This is a genomic window from Streptomyces chryseus, assembly GCF_014650755.1.
Taxonomy (GTDB): Bacteria; Actinomycetota; Actinomycetes; order Streptomycetales; family Streptomycetaceae; genus Streptomyces; species Streptomyces chryseus.
The window spans coordinates 329,512-345,102 of the sequence record NZ_BMVO01000001.1 but is presented as its reverse complement, the minus strand read 5'-3'; the positions used below and the strand labels follow the sequence as shown (position 1 = coordinate 345,102).

Annotated in this window: 13 protein-coding genes; 5 read left to right on the top strand and 8 right to left on the bottom strand. The window is 71.7% G+C overall.

Features of this window, described 5'->3' with window-relative positions; genetic code table 11:
* Nucleotides 1–9: 9 nt before the first annotated feature.
* The 3 genes from IE185_RS01650 to IE185_RS01640 form a co-directional block, all read right to left on the bottom strand.
* A complete protein-coding gene (locus IE185_RS01650) occupies nucleotides 10–825 on the bottom strand; it encodes a DsbA family protein (RefSeq protein WP_138896673.1) in 816 nt (271 codons plus the stop codon).
* 51 nt (nucleotides 826–876) lie between these two features.
* Nucleotides 877–1,569 carry a hypothetical protein gene (locus IE185_RS01645; protein ID WP_138896672.1) on the bottom strand — a complete coding sequence of 231 codons (693 nt, stop codon included), beginning with the start codon at nucleotides 1,567–1,569 and terminating at the stop codon, nucleotides 877–879.
* A 73-nt stretch (nucleotides 1,570–1,642) separates the two neighbouring features.
* A complete protein-coding gene (locus IE185_RS01640) occupies nucleotides 1,643–2,977 on the bottom strand; it encodes a DUF2252 domain-containing protein (protein ID WP_138896671.1) in 1,335 nt (444 codons plus the stop codon).
* Between the two features lie 165 nt (nucleotides 2,978–3,142).
* Here IE185_RS01640 and dnaE point away from each other — a divergent pair, with 165 nt between their 5' ends.
* Nucleotides 3,143–6,682 carry a DNA polymerase III subunit alpha gene (dnaE, locus tag IE185_RS01635; RefSeq protein WP_138896670.1) on the top strand — a complete coding sequence of 1,180 codons (3,540 nt, stop codon included), beginning with the start codon at nucleotides 3,143–3,145 and terminating at the stop codon, nucleotides 6,680–6,682.
* A gap of 83 nt (nucleotides 6,683–6,765) precedes the next feature.
* Here the strand turns inward: dnaE and IE185_RS01630 are convergent, their stop codons facing one another.
* Nucleotides 6,766–6,945, bottom strand: a complete 180-nt coding sequence (locus tag IE185_RS01630) for a hypothetical protein (RefSeq protein ID WP_138896669.1) — start codon at nucleotides 6,943–6,945, stop codon at nucleotides 6,766–6,768.
* Between the two features lie 243 nt (nucleotides 6,946–7,188).
* Between IE185_RS01630 and IE185_RS01625 the strand changes: the two genes are divergently transcribed.
* From IE185_RS01625 to IE185_RS01610, 4 genes are all read left to right on the top strand, one after another.
* Nucleotides 7,189–8,544 (top strand): NYN domain-containing protein, encoded by a 1,356-nt coding sequence (locus tag IE185_RS01625; protein ID WP_189714463.1) that lies wholly within the window; start codon nucleotides 7,189–7,191, stop codon nucleotides 8,542–8,544.
* Between the two features lie 150 nt (nucleotides 8,545–8,694).
* Nucleotides 8,695–9,675 (top strand): ABC transporter ATP-binding protein, encoded by a 981-nt coding sequence (locus tag IE185_RS01620; RefSeq protein ID WP_138898559.1) that lies wholly within the window; start codon nucleotides 8,695–8,697, stop codon nucleotides 9,673–9,675.
* Between the two features lie 32 nt (nucleotides 9,676–9,707).
* Complete coding sequence (locus tag IE185_RS01615) at nucleotides 9,708–10,520, top strand: ABC transporter permease (protein WP_229843342.1); 813 nt, start codon at nucleotides 9,708–9,710, stop codon at nucleotides 10,518–10,520.
* Nucleotides 10,521–10,598: 78 nt separating this feature from the next.
* Nucleotides 10,599–11,324: a hypothetical protein gene (locus IE185_RS01610; RefSeq protein ID WP_138898557.1), complete on the top strand. Its 726-nt coding sequence runs from the start codon at nucleotides 10,599–10,601 to the stop codon at nucleotides 11,322–11,324.
* Between the two features lie 49 nt (nucleotides 11,325–11,373).
* On the opposite strand, the gene ybaK is transcribed toward IE185_RS01610, so the two are convergent.
* From ybaK to IE185_RS01590, 4 genes are all read right to left on the bottom strand, one after another.
* Nucleotides 11,374–11,868 carry a Cys-tRNA(Pro) deacylase gene (gene ybaK, locus IE185_RS01605; protein ID WP_138898556.1) on the bottom strand — a complete coding sequence of 165 codons (495 nt, stop codon included), beginning with the start codon at nucleotides 11,866–11,868 and terminating at the stop codon, nucleotides 11,374–11,376.
* An 18-nt stretch (nucleotides 11,869–11,886) separates the two neighbouring features.
* Complete coding sequence (locus IE185_RS01600) at nucleotides 11,887–12,678, bottom strand: LON peptidase substrate-binding domain-containing protein (RefSeq protein ID WP_138907846.1); 792 nt, start codon at nucleotides 12,676–12,678, stop codon at nucleotides 11,887–11,889.
* A gap of 5 nt (nucleotides 12,679–12,683) precedes the next feature.
* Complete coding sequence (locus tag IE185_RS01595; RefSeq protein ID WP_138899534.1) at nucleotides 12,684–13,751, bottom strand: hypothetical protein; 1,068 nt, start codon at nucleotides 13,749–13,751, stop codon at nucleotides 12,684–12,686.
* 212 nt (nucleotides 13,752–13,963) lie between these two features.
* Nucleotides 13,964–15,571, bottom strand: a complete 1,608-nt coding sequence (locus IE185_RS01590; RefSeq protein ID WP_189714461.1) for an oxidoreductase — start codon at nucleotides 15,569–15,571, stop codon at nucleotides 13,964–13,966.
* Between the last annotated feature and the right edge of the window lie 20 nt (nucleotides 15,572–15,591).

The window sequence follows — 15,591 nt, the reverse complement described above, 5'->3', positions numbered from 1 at the left end:
GTGTGCGGGCTAGCCCTTGAGGGCCTTGTCGATCGCGGTCTTGAACTCGGCGGGCGTCATGGGCGGGTTCTTGCCGTCCGATCCGGCGACGACCTTGCCGTCCATCTTGAGCGCCGGGGTGCCCTTCACGCCGCTCTTGTCGAAGACGGACGACATCTTCAGCGCCCAGGCGTCGAACGTGCCGTCCTGCACGTTCTTCTGGAACTTCTTGTTGCCCTTGAGGGCTGCCACCTCGTCGGCCACCTTGATCAGGTAGTCGTCCTCGGCGAACTTGTCGTCCTGCTCGGCCGGGTGGTTCTGCTGCGAGTACAGCGCGCCCTTGTACTCCAGGAACGCCTCGGGGCTGACGTCGAGCGCGGCGCCCAGCGCGCTCAGCGCGTTGCGCGAGCCCTCGCCGGGGATGGTCGTGTCGATGAAGGTGGCGCCGATGTACTTGACCTTGTACTTGCCGGCGTCGACGTCCTTCTTGATCGTCTCGCCGTTCGCCTGCTCGAAGGTGGCGCAGACGGGGCAGCGCGAGTCCTCGTACAGCTCCAGCGTCTTCTTCGCGTCCTTCTTGCCGACGACGACGGTGGTGCCGTTCTCGCCCTCGCTGTGGGCGGGCGTGACGACCTGCTTCTCGTTCTTGGCGGCTTCCCAGGCCGAGGGCTGGTTCGCCTGCATGACGCCGTAGCCGACGCCGCCGGCCACCGCGAGGACGCCGACGATCGACGCGGCGACGATCAACTGGCGGCGCGTCCTGTCCTTCTTGGCCTGGCGTTCGCGCTCGACGCGCAGCCGCTCGCGGGCAGCCGCCTTGTTGGCCTGGTTGTTGCGTGCGCTCATGGTCGTGTTCTCCGTACGGGAAAGAAAGGGATGAGGGGTACTGGGCCGGGCTCAGGCGAGGGCGCGAGCCGGGCGAGGTGGTCCCCTGCGTCCCACGGAGTGCACGAACAGACGGTCCGCGCCGGCGGCGCGGACCCGGCGCGCGGGCCGCACGGCGCGGCGTACGGGCAGGCGGACCGCGCCGGCCGCCGCGACGGCGACCAGCAGCGGCCGGAAGGTGAACGCGGCCACGCTGCGCACCAGACGGGCGAGCGCGGCCTCACCCCGCCGCAGCCAGGCCGCGGCGAGCAGCCCCACCGCGACATGGGCGGCGAGGAGCATCCAGGGCAGCGCCGGATCGGGGGAGCCGAGGAGCGCGGCGACGCTCTCCCGGGGCCCGGTGGCCGCGACGAGCGGAGCGCCGAGCCCGCCGCCCTCCCCGCACAGCACGTCGAACCCGACCGAGCGCAAGGAGCCCGCCACCGGCCCGCCCGCGGCGCCGTAACAGAGGTGCTGCCCGGTGGTGAAGACGGTGTCGGCCGCCAGCTCCAGCGGTACGAGCAGTCCGGCGATGGCGCCGAAGCCGCGCTCGCGCCCCGCCAGCGCGTACGCGACGGCGAACACGGCCGCCGCGATCCCGGCCACCACGGTCAGCGGCAGCGGGACCCGGGAGAGCAGCACGTGGGACGCGACGGAGAGCGTGACGACGAGCGCGGTGAAAAGCGCCGCGCGCACCACCCTCAGCTGCGTCCCCGAAACGTCCATGGAATGTGAGTTTGCCACGGCTCGCTGTAAGGGAGCCCTAAAGCCGCGGCCGCCCGGCCGCACGCGAGGCCGCTCAGAGGCCCGGGATCCGGCCATTCCTGAACAGGTCCACGAAGATCTGGTGGTCGGCCCGCGCCCGCGCCCCGTAGGAGTGCGCGAAGTCCACCAGCAGGTCCCCGAAGCTCTCCTCGTCGCCCGCGATCGCCGCGTCGATGGCCCGCTCGGTGGAGAACGGCACCAGCGAGTGGCCGCTCTCGTCGTCCGCCGCCGAGTGCATCGTCGCCGTCGCCCGGCCGAGGTCCGCGACGACGGCCGCGATCTCGTCCAGGTCGTCGATGTCCGACCAGTCCAGGTCCACGGCGTACGGCGAGACCTCCGCGACCAGCTGTCCCGACCCGTCCAGCTCCGTCCAGCCGAGCCACGGGTCGGCGTGCGCCTGCAGGGCGCGCTGCGAGATGACCGTGCGGTGGCCCTCGTGCTGGAAGTAGTCGCGGACGGCGCCGTCGGTGATGTGCCGGGAGACGGCCGGGGTCTGCGCCTGCTTCATGTAGATGACGACGTCGTTCTCCAGGGCGTCACTGTTGCCTTCGAGCAGGATGTTGTACGACGGCAGGCCGGCGGACCCGATCCCGATGCCGCGCCGCCCGACGACGTCCTTCACCCGGTACGAGTCGGGGCGGGTCAGGCTGGCCTCGGGCAGCGTCTCCAGGTAGCCGTCGAAGGCCGCGAGCACCTTGTAGCGGGTGGCGGCGTCGAGGTCGACGGAGCCGCCGCCGGGGGCGAAGCGGCGCTCGAAGTCACGGATCTCGGTCATCGAGTCGAGCAGTCCGAAGCGGGTCAGCGAGCGGGCGGAGCGCAGCGCGCCGAGCAGCGGCCCCTCGGCCGTGTCCAGCGTGAACGGCGGCAGCTCCGATATATCGCCGCTCTTGGTGCCGGTGGCCAGGGAGCGGATGCGCTCGCGGTAGGCGGCGGCGTACGTCAGCACCAGCTCGGTGATCTGCTCGTCGCTGAGCGCCTTGGCGTAGCCGATGAGCGCGACGGACGCGGCGAAGCGCTTGAGGTCCCAGGTGAAGGGGCCGACGTACGCCTCGTCGAAGTCGTTGACGTTGAAGATCAGCCGGCCCTGGGAGTCCATGTACGTGCCGAAGTTCTCGGCGTGCAGGTCGCCGTGGATCCACACCCTGCCCGTTCGCTCGTCCAGGTACGGCCCGCCGTGCTGCTCGCGCTCCAGGTCGGCGTAGAACAGGCAGGCGGTGCCCCGGTAGAAGGCGAAGGCGGAGGCGGCCATCTTGCGGAACTTCACCCGGAAGGCGGCGGGGTCGGCGGCCAGGAGCCGGCCGAACGCGGTCTCGAAGACGGCGAGGATCTGCTCGCCGCGCTGAGCGGCGTCTGTCTGCTGGACCGACATCGCCGGTTGCCTCCTGGTGCATGACGTTTTCGACAAAGTGGACAGGGCTTTCCCTGTGTCCAACGCGTGACCGTACTCGTGAGTGCCCCTTCGTTGTCAGTCGGCCGACGTAGACTTCCGAGCTGTCCACCCAACCCGTCGACCGCTCTGCCGGAGGCCCTCGCCGTGACCAAGCCGCCCTTCACGCACCTTCACGTACACACCCAGTACTCGCTGCTGGACGGTGCCGCGCGGCTCAAGGACATGTTCGACGCCTGCAACGAGATGGGCATGTCGCACATCGCGATGACCGACCACGGCAACCTGCACGGGGCGTACGACTTCTTCCACTCGGCGCAGAAGGCCGGCGTGACGCCGATCATCGGCATCGAGGCGTACGTCGCCCCCGAGTCGCGGCGCAACAAGCGGCGCATCCAGTGGGGCCAGCCGCACCAGAAGCGCGACGACGTGTCCGGTTCCGGTGGATATACGCACAAGACGATCTGGGCGGCGAACAAGACCGGCCTGCACAACCTCTTCCGGCTGTCCTCGGACGCGTACGCCGAGGGCTGGCTCACGAAGTGGCCGCGCATGGACAAGGAGACCATCTCGCAGTGGTCCGAGGGCCTGATCGCCTCCACCGGGTGCCCGTCGGGCGAGGTGCAGACCCGGCTGCGGCTCGGCCAGTTCGACGAGGCGGTCCAGGCCGCGTCGGACTACAAGGACATCTTCGGCGAGGGCCGGTATTTCCTGGAGCTGATGGACCACGGCATCGAGATCGAGCGCCGGGTCCGTGACGGTCTCCTCGAGATCGGCAAGAAGCTGGGCATCCCGCCGCTGGTCACCAACGACTCGCACTACACCTACTCCCACGAGGCGAGCGCGCACGACGCCCTCCTGTGCATCCAGACCGGCAAGAACCTCTCCGACCCGGACCGCTTCCGCTTCGACGGCACCGGCTACTACCTGAAGTCGACCGACGAGATGTACGCCGTCGACTCCTCCGACGCCTGGCAGGAGGGCTGCGCCAACACGCTCCTGGTCGCGCAGCAGATCGACACGGAGGGCTGGTTCAAGGAGCGGAACCTGATGCCCAAGTTCGATGTGCCCGAGGGGTACACCGAGGTGACGTGGTTCCGCGAGGAGACCATGCGCGGCATGGCCCGCCGCTTCCCGACCGGCATCCCGGACGACCGGCTCAAGCAGGTCGAGTACGAGATGAAGATCATCATCGACATGGGCTTCCCGGGTTACTTCCTGGTGGTCGCCGACTTCATCATGTGGGCCAAGAACAACGGCATCGCGGTCGGCCCCGGCCGTGGCTCGGCGGCCGGCTCGATCGTCGCGTACGCCATGGGCATCACCGACCTCGACCCGATCGAGCACGGCCTGATCTTCGAGCGGTTCCTCAACCCCGAGCGCATCTCGATGCCCGATGTCGACATCGACTTCGACGAGCGCAGGCGCGGCGAGGTGATCCGGTACGTCACCGAGAAGTACGGCGCCGACAAGGTCGCCATGATCGGCACGTACGGAAAGATCAAGGCCAAGAACGCGATCAAGGACTCCGCGCGCGTCCTCGGCTACCCGTACGCGATGGGCGACCGGCTCACCAAGGCCATGCCCGCCGACGTCCTCGGCAAGGGCATCGACCTCAACGGCATCACCGACCCCAAGCACCCGCGCTACAGCGAGGCGGGCGAGATCCGGGGGATGTACGAGAACGAGCCGGACGTGAAGAAGGTCATCGACACCGCGAAGGGCGTCGAGGGCCTGGTCCGGCAGATGGGTGTCCACGCGGCCGGCGTGATCATGTCCAGCGAGACGATCACCGACCACGTGCCCGTCTGGGTGCGGCACACCGACGGCGTGACGATCACGCAGTGGGACTACCCGAGCTGCGAGTCGCTCGGCCTGCTGAAGATGGACTTCCTCGGCCTGCGCAACCTCACGATCATGGACGACGCCGTCAAGATGGTGAAGTCCAACAAGGGCATCGACCTGGAGCTGCTCAGCCTCCCGCTCGACGATCCGGCGACGTACGAACTGCTCTGCCGAGGTGACACGCTCGGCGTCTTCCAGTTCGACGGCGGCCCGATGCGGTCCCTGCTGCGGCTGATGAAGCCCGACAACTTCGAGGACATTTCCGCCGTCTCGGCCCTGTACCGGCCGGGCCCGATGGGCATGAACTCGCATACGAACTACGCGCTGCGCAAGAACGGCCAGCAGGAGATCACGCCGATCCACCCGGAGCTGGAGGAGCCCCTCAAGGAGGTCCTCGGCCTGACGTACGGCCTGATCGTGTACCAGGAGCAGGTGCAGAAGGCCGCGCAGATCATCGCGGGTTACTCGCTCGGCGAGGCCGACATCCTGCGCCGCGTCATGGGTAAGAAGAAGCCCGACGAGCTCCAGAAGAACTTCGTGCTCTTCCAGGCGGGCGCGAAGAAGAAGGGGTACTCCGACGCGGCGATCCAGGCGCTGTGGGACGTGCTGGTCCCCTTCGCCGGATACGCGTTCAACAAGGCGCACTCCTCGGCGTACGGACTGGTCACCTACTGGACGGCGTACCTCAAGGCGAACTACCCCGCCGAGTACATGGCGGCGCTGCTGACCTCGGTCAAGGACGACAAGGACAAGTCGGCCGTCTACCTGAACGAGTGCCGGCGCATGGGCATCAAGGTGCTCCCGCCGAACGTGAACGAGTCCGAGTCGAACTTCGCCGCGCAGGGCGACGACGTGATCCTCTTCGGCCTGACCGCCATTCGCAACGTCGGCCAGAACGTCGTGGACTCGATCATCCGGTGCCGCAAGGCGAAGGGGAAGTACAGCTCCTTCCCCGACTTCCTGGACAAGGTCGAGGCGGTCGTCTGCAACAAGCGAACCGTCGAATCCCTCATCAAGGCCGGCGCCTTCGACGAGATGGGCCACACCCGCAAGGGCCTCGTCGCGCACCACGAGCCGATGATCGACAACGTGGTGCAGGTCAAGCGCAAGGAGGCCGAGGGGCAGTTCGACCTCTTCGGCGGCATGGGGGAGGCGGAGAGCGACGAGCCGGGCTTCGGACTCGACGTCGAGTTCTCCGACGTCGAGTGGGAGAAGTCGTACCTGCTCGCGCAGGAGCGCGAGATGCTCGGCCTGTACGTCTCCGACCACCCGCTCTTCGGTCTTGAGCACGTCCTGTCGGACAAGGCCGACGCCTCGATCTCGCAGCTCACCGGCGGCGAGCACTCCGACGGCGCGATCGTCACCGTCGGCGGCATCATCTCGGGCCTCCAGCGCAAGATGACCAAGCAGGGCAACGCGTGGGCGATCGCGACCGTCGAGGATCTGGCCGGCTCCATCGAGTGCATGTTCTTCCCGGCGACGTACCAGCTCGTGTCGACCCAGCTCGTCGAGGACACGGTGGTCTTCGTCAAGGGGCGGCTCGACAAGCGCGAGGACGTGCCGCGGCTCGTCGCGATGGAGCTGATGGTCCCGGACGTGTCGTCCGCCGGCACGAACGCGCCCGTGGTTCTGACGATCCCCACGGTGAAGGTGACGCCGCCGATGGTGACCAAGCTCGGCGAGATCCTCAAGCACCACCGGGGCAACACGGAGGTGCGGATCAGGCTCCAGGGGGCGCGCAAGACCACGGTGCTGCGGCTCGACCGGCACCGCGTGCAGCCGGACCCCGCGCTCTTCGGGGACCTGAAGGTGCTGCTCGGCCCGTCCTGCCTGGCGGGCTGAGCACCGGCGCGCGTGCGAGAAGGGGCGTACCCGTCGTCATGGGTGCGCCCCTTCTCGCTTGCTCAGCCATTTACTCAGTGTGATCAGTTGTGGCCGAAGCGCCGCTGGTGCTTGCGGGCCACGTCGGCGGGGCTGCCCTGGGCGTGCGTCTGCGGCTGGGCGTGGGACTCGAAGGCGCTGTCCTTGGCCTGCTCGGTTCCACGGGCTGCCGAGGACGCGCGGTCCTGAGTGGCGCCCTGCTTGCGATTCTTGTTCTTGGCCATGGTGCTGCCTCCTGTGCGGGTCTGGGGGCCAGGGCCGGGACCAGATTCACACAGGAGGGCATAGCTCGCATTTTGGATCATTACCGTGCGTAATTGGGGTCGTCGCGCGGCAACTTCGGCGTCCGCCACGCCGATGATCGAGTTCCGGCCGTTAACCCTCACGCAGTCGGGCAGACTCCAAGGAAGCCCGAAGCACTCCCGAATCCCCGAAGCACCTTTCGATCCCGAGGTTCCCGAAAGAGGGTGGAACGCGTGGACCGCTGCGTCGTCCTGGTGGACGCCGGCTACTTGCTGGGCGCCGCCGCGAGCCTGCTCGCCGGAGAACCGGCCCGCTCCCGCATCACCGTGGATCACGCGGCTCTCATCCAGGGCCTGCGCGAACGGGCCGAGGCGGACACGGAACAACCACTGCTCCGTATCTACTGGTTCGACGGCGCACCCGACCGCGTCCCGCAGCCCGAGCACCGGCGGCTGCGCGTCATGCCGCGCGTGACGGTCCGGCTCGGCGCCCTGACCCGCAGCGACGGGCGGTGGGCCCAGAAGGGCGTCGACGCGGCGATGCACGCCGAGCTGACCGAGCTGGCCAGAAATCGCGCCTGCTCGGACATCGTGCTGGTGACCGGGGACGGGGATCTGCTACCGGGGCTCATGTCCGCCAAGGAGCACGGAGTGGCGGTGCACCTGTGGGCGGTCCAGGCCGCCGACGGGGACTACAACCAGTCCGAGGACCTGGTCGCCGAGGCCGACGAGCGGCGCGTCCTCGACCGCGCGTGGATCACCCAGGCCGTACGGGCCAAGGACCTCACCGGGATCTGCGCGCCACCGCCGGTCCCGCGGCCGGAAATCGCCGCGATCCTGTCGGCCCCCCTGCCGGAGTCGGCGCTCGCCGCTTCGGCGGAGCGGGCCGAACGCGCGGAGCGGGCGGCCCGGGAGCAGGCGGGCGCCCCGGGCGCGACCGCGCCGAACGGCACCCCCGGGACAGCGGACACCGGGGCCCCCGCACCGGCTCCCGCCCCCACCGCCAACGGCTCCCAGGAGCCGCACCCGGCGCACGGCACGCGCGGCGTGCCGACCCCCAAGGACCTCGCCGGCCTGCGCGGCCCCGGCGCGCAGGCGGCGCAGCATCCGCACCCGAACGGGAACGCGCAGCCGGCGCCGGGAATCGCCGCCGGAGTGACGCTGCGCTGGTCGTCCGACAAGGGCTGGGCCGAACGCCCGGGCGGCGGACACCTCGGTGAGCCGCCCGAGACCGCCTCGCTGCCGACGCTGGCGCAACTGACCAGCGCCGAGCAGCGCTGGGCGGACCGCGAGGAGGACATCACCACGGTCGGCGGCGACCCCTTCGAGGTCGGCCAGGTCTTTGCCCGGCGGTGGATGGAACGGCTCCCCGACCCGGGCCACACGCAGAAACTGTCGACGATGTACCCGAGGATTCCGCACCGCATCGACGGTGAACTGCTCCGTTACGCCGCGAGATTCGGCCTGCTGGCACACAAGGACGACCAGATCGACGAGCACGACCGGTACGCGATCCGAGCGGGCTTCTGGCGCGAGATCGACGTGCGGGCGGCGGCCGAACACGCGACGGCGGGGGAGTAGGGGCTGGAGCGGCAGCGCCCCGGGGGTGTCAGGGGATGCCCCCGGTTTCGTGATCCGGCACCGCCCCGGGGAAGGCGACCGGCCCGGAACCCCGTAGGCTCGTCCCTCGTGAGTACGGGCACAGCGCAGGCGCGACGCGGCACGGGAGTCGTGTGTGCCGTGCGGGACCTGGTCAAGACATATCCCGCCGCACGCGGCCGCCGCGGGGTCCCCGCGACGCCGGCCGTGCGGGCCACCGACGGGATCTCCCTCGACGTCCACCGGGGCGAGATCTTCGGGCTGCTCGGCCCCAACGGCGCGGGAAAGTCGACGCTCGTACGGCAGCTCACCGGGCTCATGCGCCCGGACTCCGGCGGCGTCGCACTGCTCGGGCACGACCTCGTCCGGCATCCCGAGCGCGCCTCGCGGCTGGTGGCGTACCTCGGACAGGAATCGACCGCGCTGGACGAGCTGACCGTGTCGCTCGCCGCCGAGACGACCGGACGCCTGCGCGGGCTCACCGCGAAGGCCGCGCGGGCCGAGCGGGACGACGTACTGGAAGAGCTCGGCCTCGGCGACATCGCCGGGCGGCCGCTCAAGAGGCTGTCCGGCGGTCAGCGCCGGCTCGCCTGCTTCGCCGCCGTACTGGTGGGCGAGCGGCCCGTCCTGGTCCTGGACGAACCGACCACCGGCATGGACCCCGTCGCGCGCCGCGCGGTGTGGGCGGCCGTCGACCGCCGACGGGCGGAGAACGGCGCCACCGTGCTGCTCGTCACGCACAATGTCATCGAGGCCGAGACGGTCCTGGACCGCGTCGCGGTGCTGGAGAGCGGCCGGGTCATCGCGTGCGACAGCCCGGCCGGGCTCAAGTCGCGCGTCGCCGGCGAGGTGCGGCTCGACCTCGTCTGGCGGGAGCGCGCGCCGCTGGACGTGCCCGAGGTCGCCGCGCTGCGCGCCTCCGCGCAGGAGTCCGGGCGTCGCTGGGTGCTGCGGCTGTCCCCCGACGAGGCGCGCGCGGCCGTGGCCGCAGTCACCGGGGGCAAGGCGTTCGCGGCGCTCGACGACTTCACCCTCGCGACCCCGAGCCTGGAAGACGTCTACCTGGCACTCGGCGGAAGCACGAGCGGTACGAAGGGGCTGGTCAAAGCGTGAGTGTCGTGCCTGCGGAGGCCGAGACCGGCTCCATGCGGATCCGGGTGACGAAGGGCCGGGACGACGACGCCGGTGCGGCCGGCGACCTGCCCGCGCCGCTCGCCCCCCGCGCGCGCCTGCTGCCCTCGCTCACCGCCGTCTACCGGGCGCAGCTGTCCCGGGCGCGGGTGGCTCGTATCCCGTTGCTCTTCGTCGCCACGTTCCAGTCCGTCGGGATCATGGTCCTGATGCGCGGGGTCGTCGACGGGGGCGGCGAGGCGCGGGCCGTCGTCGCCGGGTCGAGCGTGCTGGTCGTCGCGTTCGTCGCGCTCAACCTGCTCGCCCAGTACTTCGGACAGCTGCGCGCCAGCGGCGGACTCGACCACTACGCCACGCTGCCGGTGCCGCCCGCCGCGGTGGTACTCGGCGCGGCAGCCGCCTACGCCTCCTTCACCGTGCCGGGCACCTTCGTCACGGCCGTCGTCGGGTGCGTCCTCTTCCAGCTGCCGCTCACCCACCTGTGGGTGCTGGCGGCCGTCGTGCCGCTGGCCGGGGCGGCGCTCGCCGGGCTCGGCGCGGCGCTCGGCCTGCTCGCGCCGCGCCAGGAACTGGCGACCCTGCTCGGACAGCTCGGCATGTCGGCGGCGCTGCTGCTCGGGGTGCTGCCCGCCGAGCGGCTGCCCGTGCCCCTCACGTACGCCCGGGACCTGCTGCCGTCGACGTACGGCGTCGAGGCCTTCGCCCGGACCTTCGACCCGCATCCGGACTGGCCCTCGGTGGTCCTGGACCTGGGGGTGTGCGCCGTCGTGGGCGTCGTCTCACTGGCGGTCGCCACCTGGGCGTACCGCAGGGCGGCGGTCCGCTAGCCGGTCCGCGCCGTCCGGCCGGCGGGCCCGCGCCGGTCCGGTGAGGCACCGGCCCCCGGGGCCTGGCACGATGGCAGGGTGACCGCTCCTCTGACGCCGCCTCACCACCAGCCGTCGAACGACCCCTGGCAGAAGTCCGAAGCCGGGGCCGCTCCCCAGCCCCCGAACGCGCCCCACGCCGAGCCCGCCGACGCGGCCGGCGCGAGTCCCGCGGCGGCCGGGGAGCAGGACGACGGCGCCGGTCTCTCCTCGGAGGTGGTCCGGGCCGCCGTGGTGGTCCTGGCCCTGACTGTCCTCGGCGTCGCGCTCGGTCTCCTGTGGCTGTGGCTGGCGCCCCGCGTGCCGCTGATCTCCACCGACAAGGCCGTCTTCCTCAAGGACTCGGAGGGCGAGGAGGCGATCGGCGCGGACGGCACGTTCGTGCTGCTGGCGCTCGCCTTCGGCGCGGTCGCCGCGGCCCTGGTCTTCTGGTTCGACCGCCGGGGCGGCATCCCGCTGGTGGTCGCCCTGGCGCTGGGCGGGCTGCTCGGCTCGCTGGTGGCCTGGGGCACCGGGGTGTGGCTCGGACCGACGGACGACGTGGTCGAGCGGGCGCGCGAGGTCGGGCAGGGCGTGCCGTTCGACGCGCCGCTCAAGCTCGGCGCCAAGGGGGCGCTGCTGGCGTGGCCGATGGCCGCGCTGCTGGTCCATCTGGGGCTGACGGCCCTGTTCGGGCCCCGCGATCCGGAGCCGGAGTGGCCGGCGCCGTACGGGGAGCCGTACCCGGAGCCGGGCGCGGGCGAGCGGGACGGCACGCGGGGCTGAACGCCGGGGACGCGCCCCGCCGGGGCGCCGGCCCGCGTACGGCGGGGTGCTACGTCCGCCCGATCGGGGCGATCACCGCGTCCGTCAGCGCCGCCAGGTCGGCGGGCGAGAGTTCGACCTCCAGGCCGCGCCGCCCCGCCGAGACGCACACCGTCTCGTGCGACGAGGCCGAGGCGTCCAGGACCGTCGGGAGCCTCTTGCGCTGGCCCAGGGGCGAGATCCCGCCCCGGACGTAGCCCGTGGTGCGTTCCGCCGCCACCGGGTCGGCCATCGCCGCCCGCTTCCCGCCGACCGCCGCCGCCAGCGCCTTGAGGTCGAGCGAACCCGCCACCGGCACGACCGCCACCGTCAGCGCGCCGTCGATGTCGGCGACCAGGGTCTTGAAGACGCGGTCCGGCGTCACCCCCAGCGCCTGCGCCGCCTCCTCGCCGGAGGAGGGGGACGCCGGGTCGTGCTCGTACGCGTGCAGGACGTACGCCGTTCCCGCCTCGGTCAGGGCGACCGTCGCGGGGGTCCCTCCGGCCGGGCGCTTCTTCTTGGCCACTGCGGCTCTGCCTCCGGGTCAGTTGGGGCTGGTGGGCGCCCGCGTCAGCTCGACGGCGGGCAGCGAGGGGAGATGGCGGATCACCGCGGTCTCGGAGCGCAGCAGCTTCAGTTCCTCGCGCAGCCGGGTCGCCGTGTCGGGCGCCTGGAGCAGGCGCTGCTTGGCCGGGATGTCGAGCACCGTCGCCGCCGCCACCAGGTACGACACCACGGACGGCTCGTCCGGCAGCTCCGCCCCGGTCGTCAGCGAGCGCTCCCGCGCTCCCGCCAGCCGCTTCTGGTAGCTGCGGAACGCCCGCAGCACCCCCTCGGCCAGTGCGCCCGCGTCGTCGCCCGGCTCCTCGGGCAGCTCCTCCACCTCGGCGGTGAGGTACGGGCCGCTCGCGTCGACGGAGAGGATCCTGACCCGGGTCGTCCCGGTGGCCAGTACCTCGAAACCCCCGTCCTCGCGCTCACGGATCGTCGCCGCGTCCGCGACGCAGCCGACCCGGTGGAAGGCCTGGACCGGGTCGGGCCCGAAGCCCGCCGCGGGCCCGCGCTCGGTCAGGGTGGTGGAGTCGGGCATGCCGGGCGCGGTCGGGGCGACCTCCCGCCCGTCGCGGATGGCGACGACCACGAAACGGCGCGGCTCGTCCTCGTCGGAGGAGGCGGCGGAGGGGTCGGCGGGCGGTGCGGAGTCGCCGGAGTCCGCGCCCTTCGACAGGTCGCGCATCATGGCGCGATAACGCTCCTCGAAGATGTTCAGCGGCAGCACCAGGCCGGGGAACAGCACCGAGTTCAGCGGAAAGAGGGGAAGGCGAGCGGTGGTCACAGCGCTCAAGCGTAATGGCCGCCGGAACCGGCCCGGCGGGCCGTCCCGCGCAAAGGCCGCAAAGGCATCGCCGTGGCCACCTGGATCTTCGCGGTGTCCCGGACTTCGAGGAACCGGCCCAGTACGTCGTCGCTCACCGACGCCCAGGGGAACGAGGTCGCGTACGGGCCGATCAGCCGGAACTGCTCCAGGGCCTCGGCCCACCGCCCCCGGCTGACCAGGACGTACGCCAGCAGGTTGCGCACTTCGGCCGGCCACGGGTCGCCCGCCGCGTACTCGGCGGACAGCGCGATCGCCAGGTCGGCCGCCGCGTCGAGGCGCTCGGGCCGGACGCCCGCGGTCGGACCGGGACCGGCACCGGACGCGCCGCCGTGGCGGCTCAGCAGGTGGGCGAAGGCCGCCCGTACGGGCAGGGCCTGCACCAGCGATCCGGGCAGGGCGTCCTCGGCCGCCTGTTCGGCGAAGTCGAAGCACTCGCGGTGCGAGCCGTACCACTGGGCGGAGAGGTAGAGGAGCGCCGAGACGTGGCAGCCGTAGTGGTGCGAGGAACGGCCCACCGCCTGGGCCCACAGCTCCTCGAACGCCGAGTGCGTCGCACGCGTGCCGCGCGCGTGGTCGAGGGCGATGCGCCACGGCACCGGATCGCGCGGGGCGGCGTCCGCCGCCGCCTCGACCAGCGGGCCGACGTCGCGCAGCCGCTCCGCGCGCGCCGGCGACTCCCACGCCCTGCGCACGGCCAGCTCGGCCTTCACGAGCAGGGCGTCCGGGTCGCGCGGGGAGGCGGCTAGCCAGTCGCAGAGCCAGTCCTCGCGGCTGTGGGCGAACGTCGCCAGGCGGGTGGCGTAGCGGTCACGGTTCTCCCACTCGGCGCCCTCGCGCGTGGTGGCGAGGAGCTTGGCCGCGGGCCCGTGGTCGCCGAGGGCCGCCGCGACGAGGGTCGGTCCCAGTCGCTCGTCGGGTACGTCGAGCAGCACCTCGTCGTCGTCGAGCAGTCCGGCTCCCAGGTTCGGGGTGTGGCGGATCATGCGCGCGGTGCTGATCAGAGCGCGAAGGAATGGCATCGTGCGTTCCATTGAAAACCGCAGGTCGGGGAGGCGCCAGGGAATGGCGGTGAAGCTTTCGTATCGGCTGGAAAGGTTGTGCCGCCGTCGGTCAAGGGACGGTAAAGGTAGCGGCGGCGACGGGGTCACCGTGCCGCAACGGTGACCCCGCGAGCCGTGACGCCCGCGCGCAGACCCCGAAAGGCTGTGACGCCCCCGCCGTCCGCCCGCACGCGATGCGACGCTCACCCGCGCCGCAGCAGCCGTGACGCCCCCGCCGCGACCGTCGTCGCCAGGATCCAGCCGAGCAGGATCAGCCCCGCCGCCGCCCATTGCCACGGCCGTTCGAGCCGCCAGTACCCGTCCTGCCCGAGATTGATCACCGGTAGCAGCAGGTCCAGGGCGAACAGCGAGGCGTTCCACTCCGGATGCTGGTCCGGGTTGATCGCGGGCGGATCGAGCAGCCCGAACCCCACCGCCCCCGCCGCCCACAGCACCGCCATCCACACCGCGGCCCGGCCCGGCCGGTAGCCGTACGCCACTGTCAGGTCCTGGAGGTAGCCCCACAGCTTTCCCGCGAGCGGCAGCGTCTCGCGCCGTCTTCGCTGCTTGGCCAGGAGCACCTCCCGGGCGTCCGCGTCCTCCCCGCTGCCGCGCAGGACGGCCGCCAGCCGCTCGTACGGCTCGGGCGCGTACTCCGGGGTCGCGGCCGTCACCCAGTCCAGCCGCCGCGCCAGCGGGAACAGCCCGCGCGGCACGAGGCAGTCGTACGTGAAGCCGTTCATCGTCAGCCCGCCGGGCAGGGGCCAGCTGTCCGCCTTGTCGACCAGGTTGCCGACCTTCGCGCCGGACAGCACGACCTTGCCCTCGTCGGGCCGCTCGCACAGGAACCGCAGCTCGGGCGTCTGGACCCGGCGCAGCGACAGCTCCTGCCCGAGCGTCATGACGAACCGCGCCCCGTCGAAGTCCACCGCGTCGCCGAACCGCCCGTCGTCGAGCCGCAGTCCGCCCTCGCACTCGAACCGCTGCACCCGCGTGCCGCGTACCGGCGTGTTCCCGATGCCGTACGGGGGAGTGGTCCCCGGCGCGGCGCCCCGGGGCCCGATGCCGGCCGGGGTCAGGTAGAGCGTGCGCTCCACGGTCAGCTGGGGCGCGTTCAGCGCACGCCGTCCCTCCACGCCGTACGGCCGCCGCAGCCGGCTGCCGCGCAGGCTCAGCGAGACCCCGACCTTCGCGCCGCGCAGGCTGAACTCGCCGTGCGACTCGATCATCTCGGCCTGGAGGTCCTGGGCGACGGACAGGCCGTCGGCGGCGATCGAACGGCCGTTGCGGTCCTGGCGCACGACGATCTGGTTGATCAGCAGGTCCGTGCCGATCTGCGCGTCGGTGAGCCGGATGCCGCCGGGGACGCTGCACCGCGGCAGATGCAGGTCGCCCTCGGTGTGCAGCCGGGCCGCCTCCAGCCGGGGGATGGAGCAGCCCACCATGCGCAGCGTGGTGAAGTGGCACTCGGGCAGCAGCACCTCCTTCTCGAAGCGGCAGCTGTTCAGCTCCACGTACGGCTCGACACGGCCGCCCGCGAGCTTGAGGGTGCCGGTGATCTGTACGCCGCTGAGTTTGAGGGCCGCGACCCGCCCGGGCAGCGCGGGCGGACCACTGAGCAGCAGCAGCGCCACGACACGCGCGCGGACGCTGCGTTCCGGAGGCCACGGCCGGGTCGACAGCGGGTCGTCCAGGACGGGATTGCGGGTGCGGAGGTCGTACGTACTGCCGTTGCGGAACGCCTGCCACATGCCGAGTTCCGAGGCACTGAGCCAGTCGGGCGCTTCGACGTCCTGCTGCGGCTCGGTCAAGGCCGCCCCCTTCGCCGATT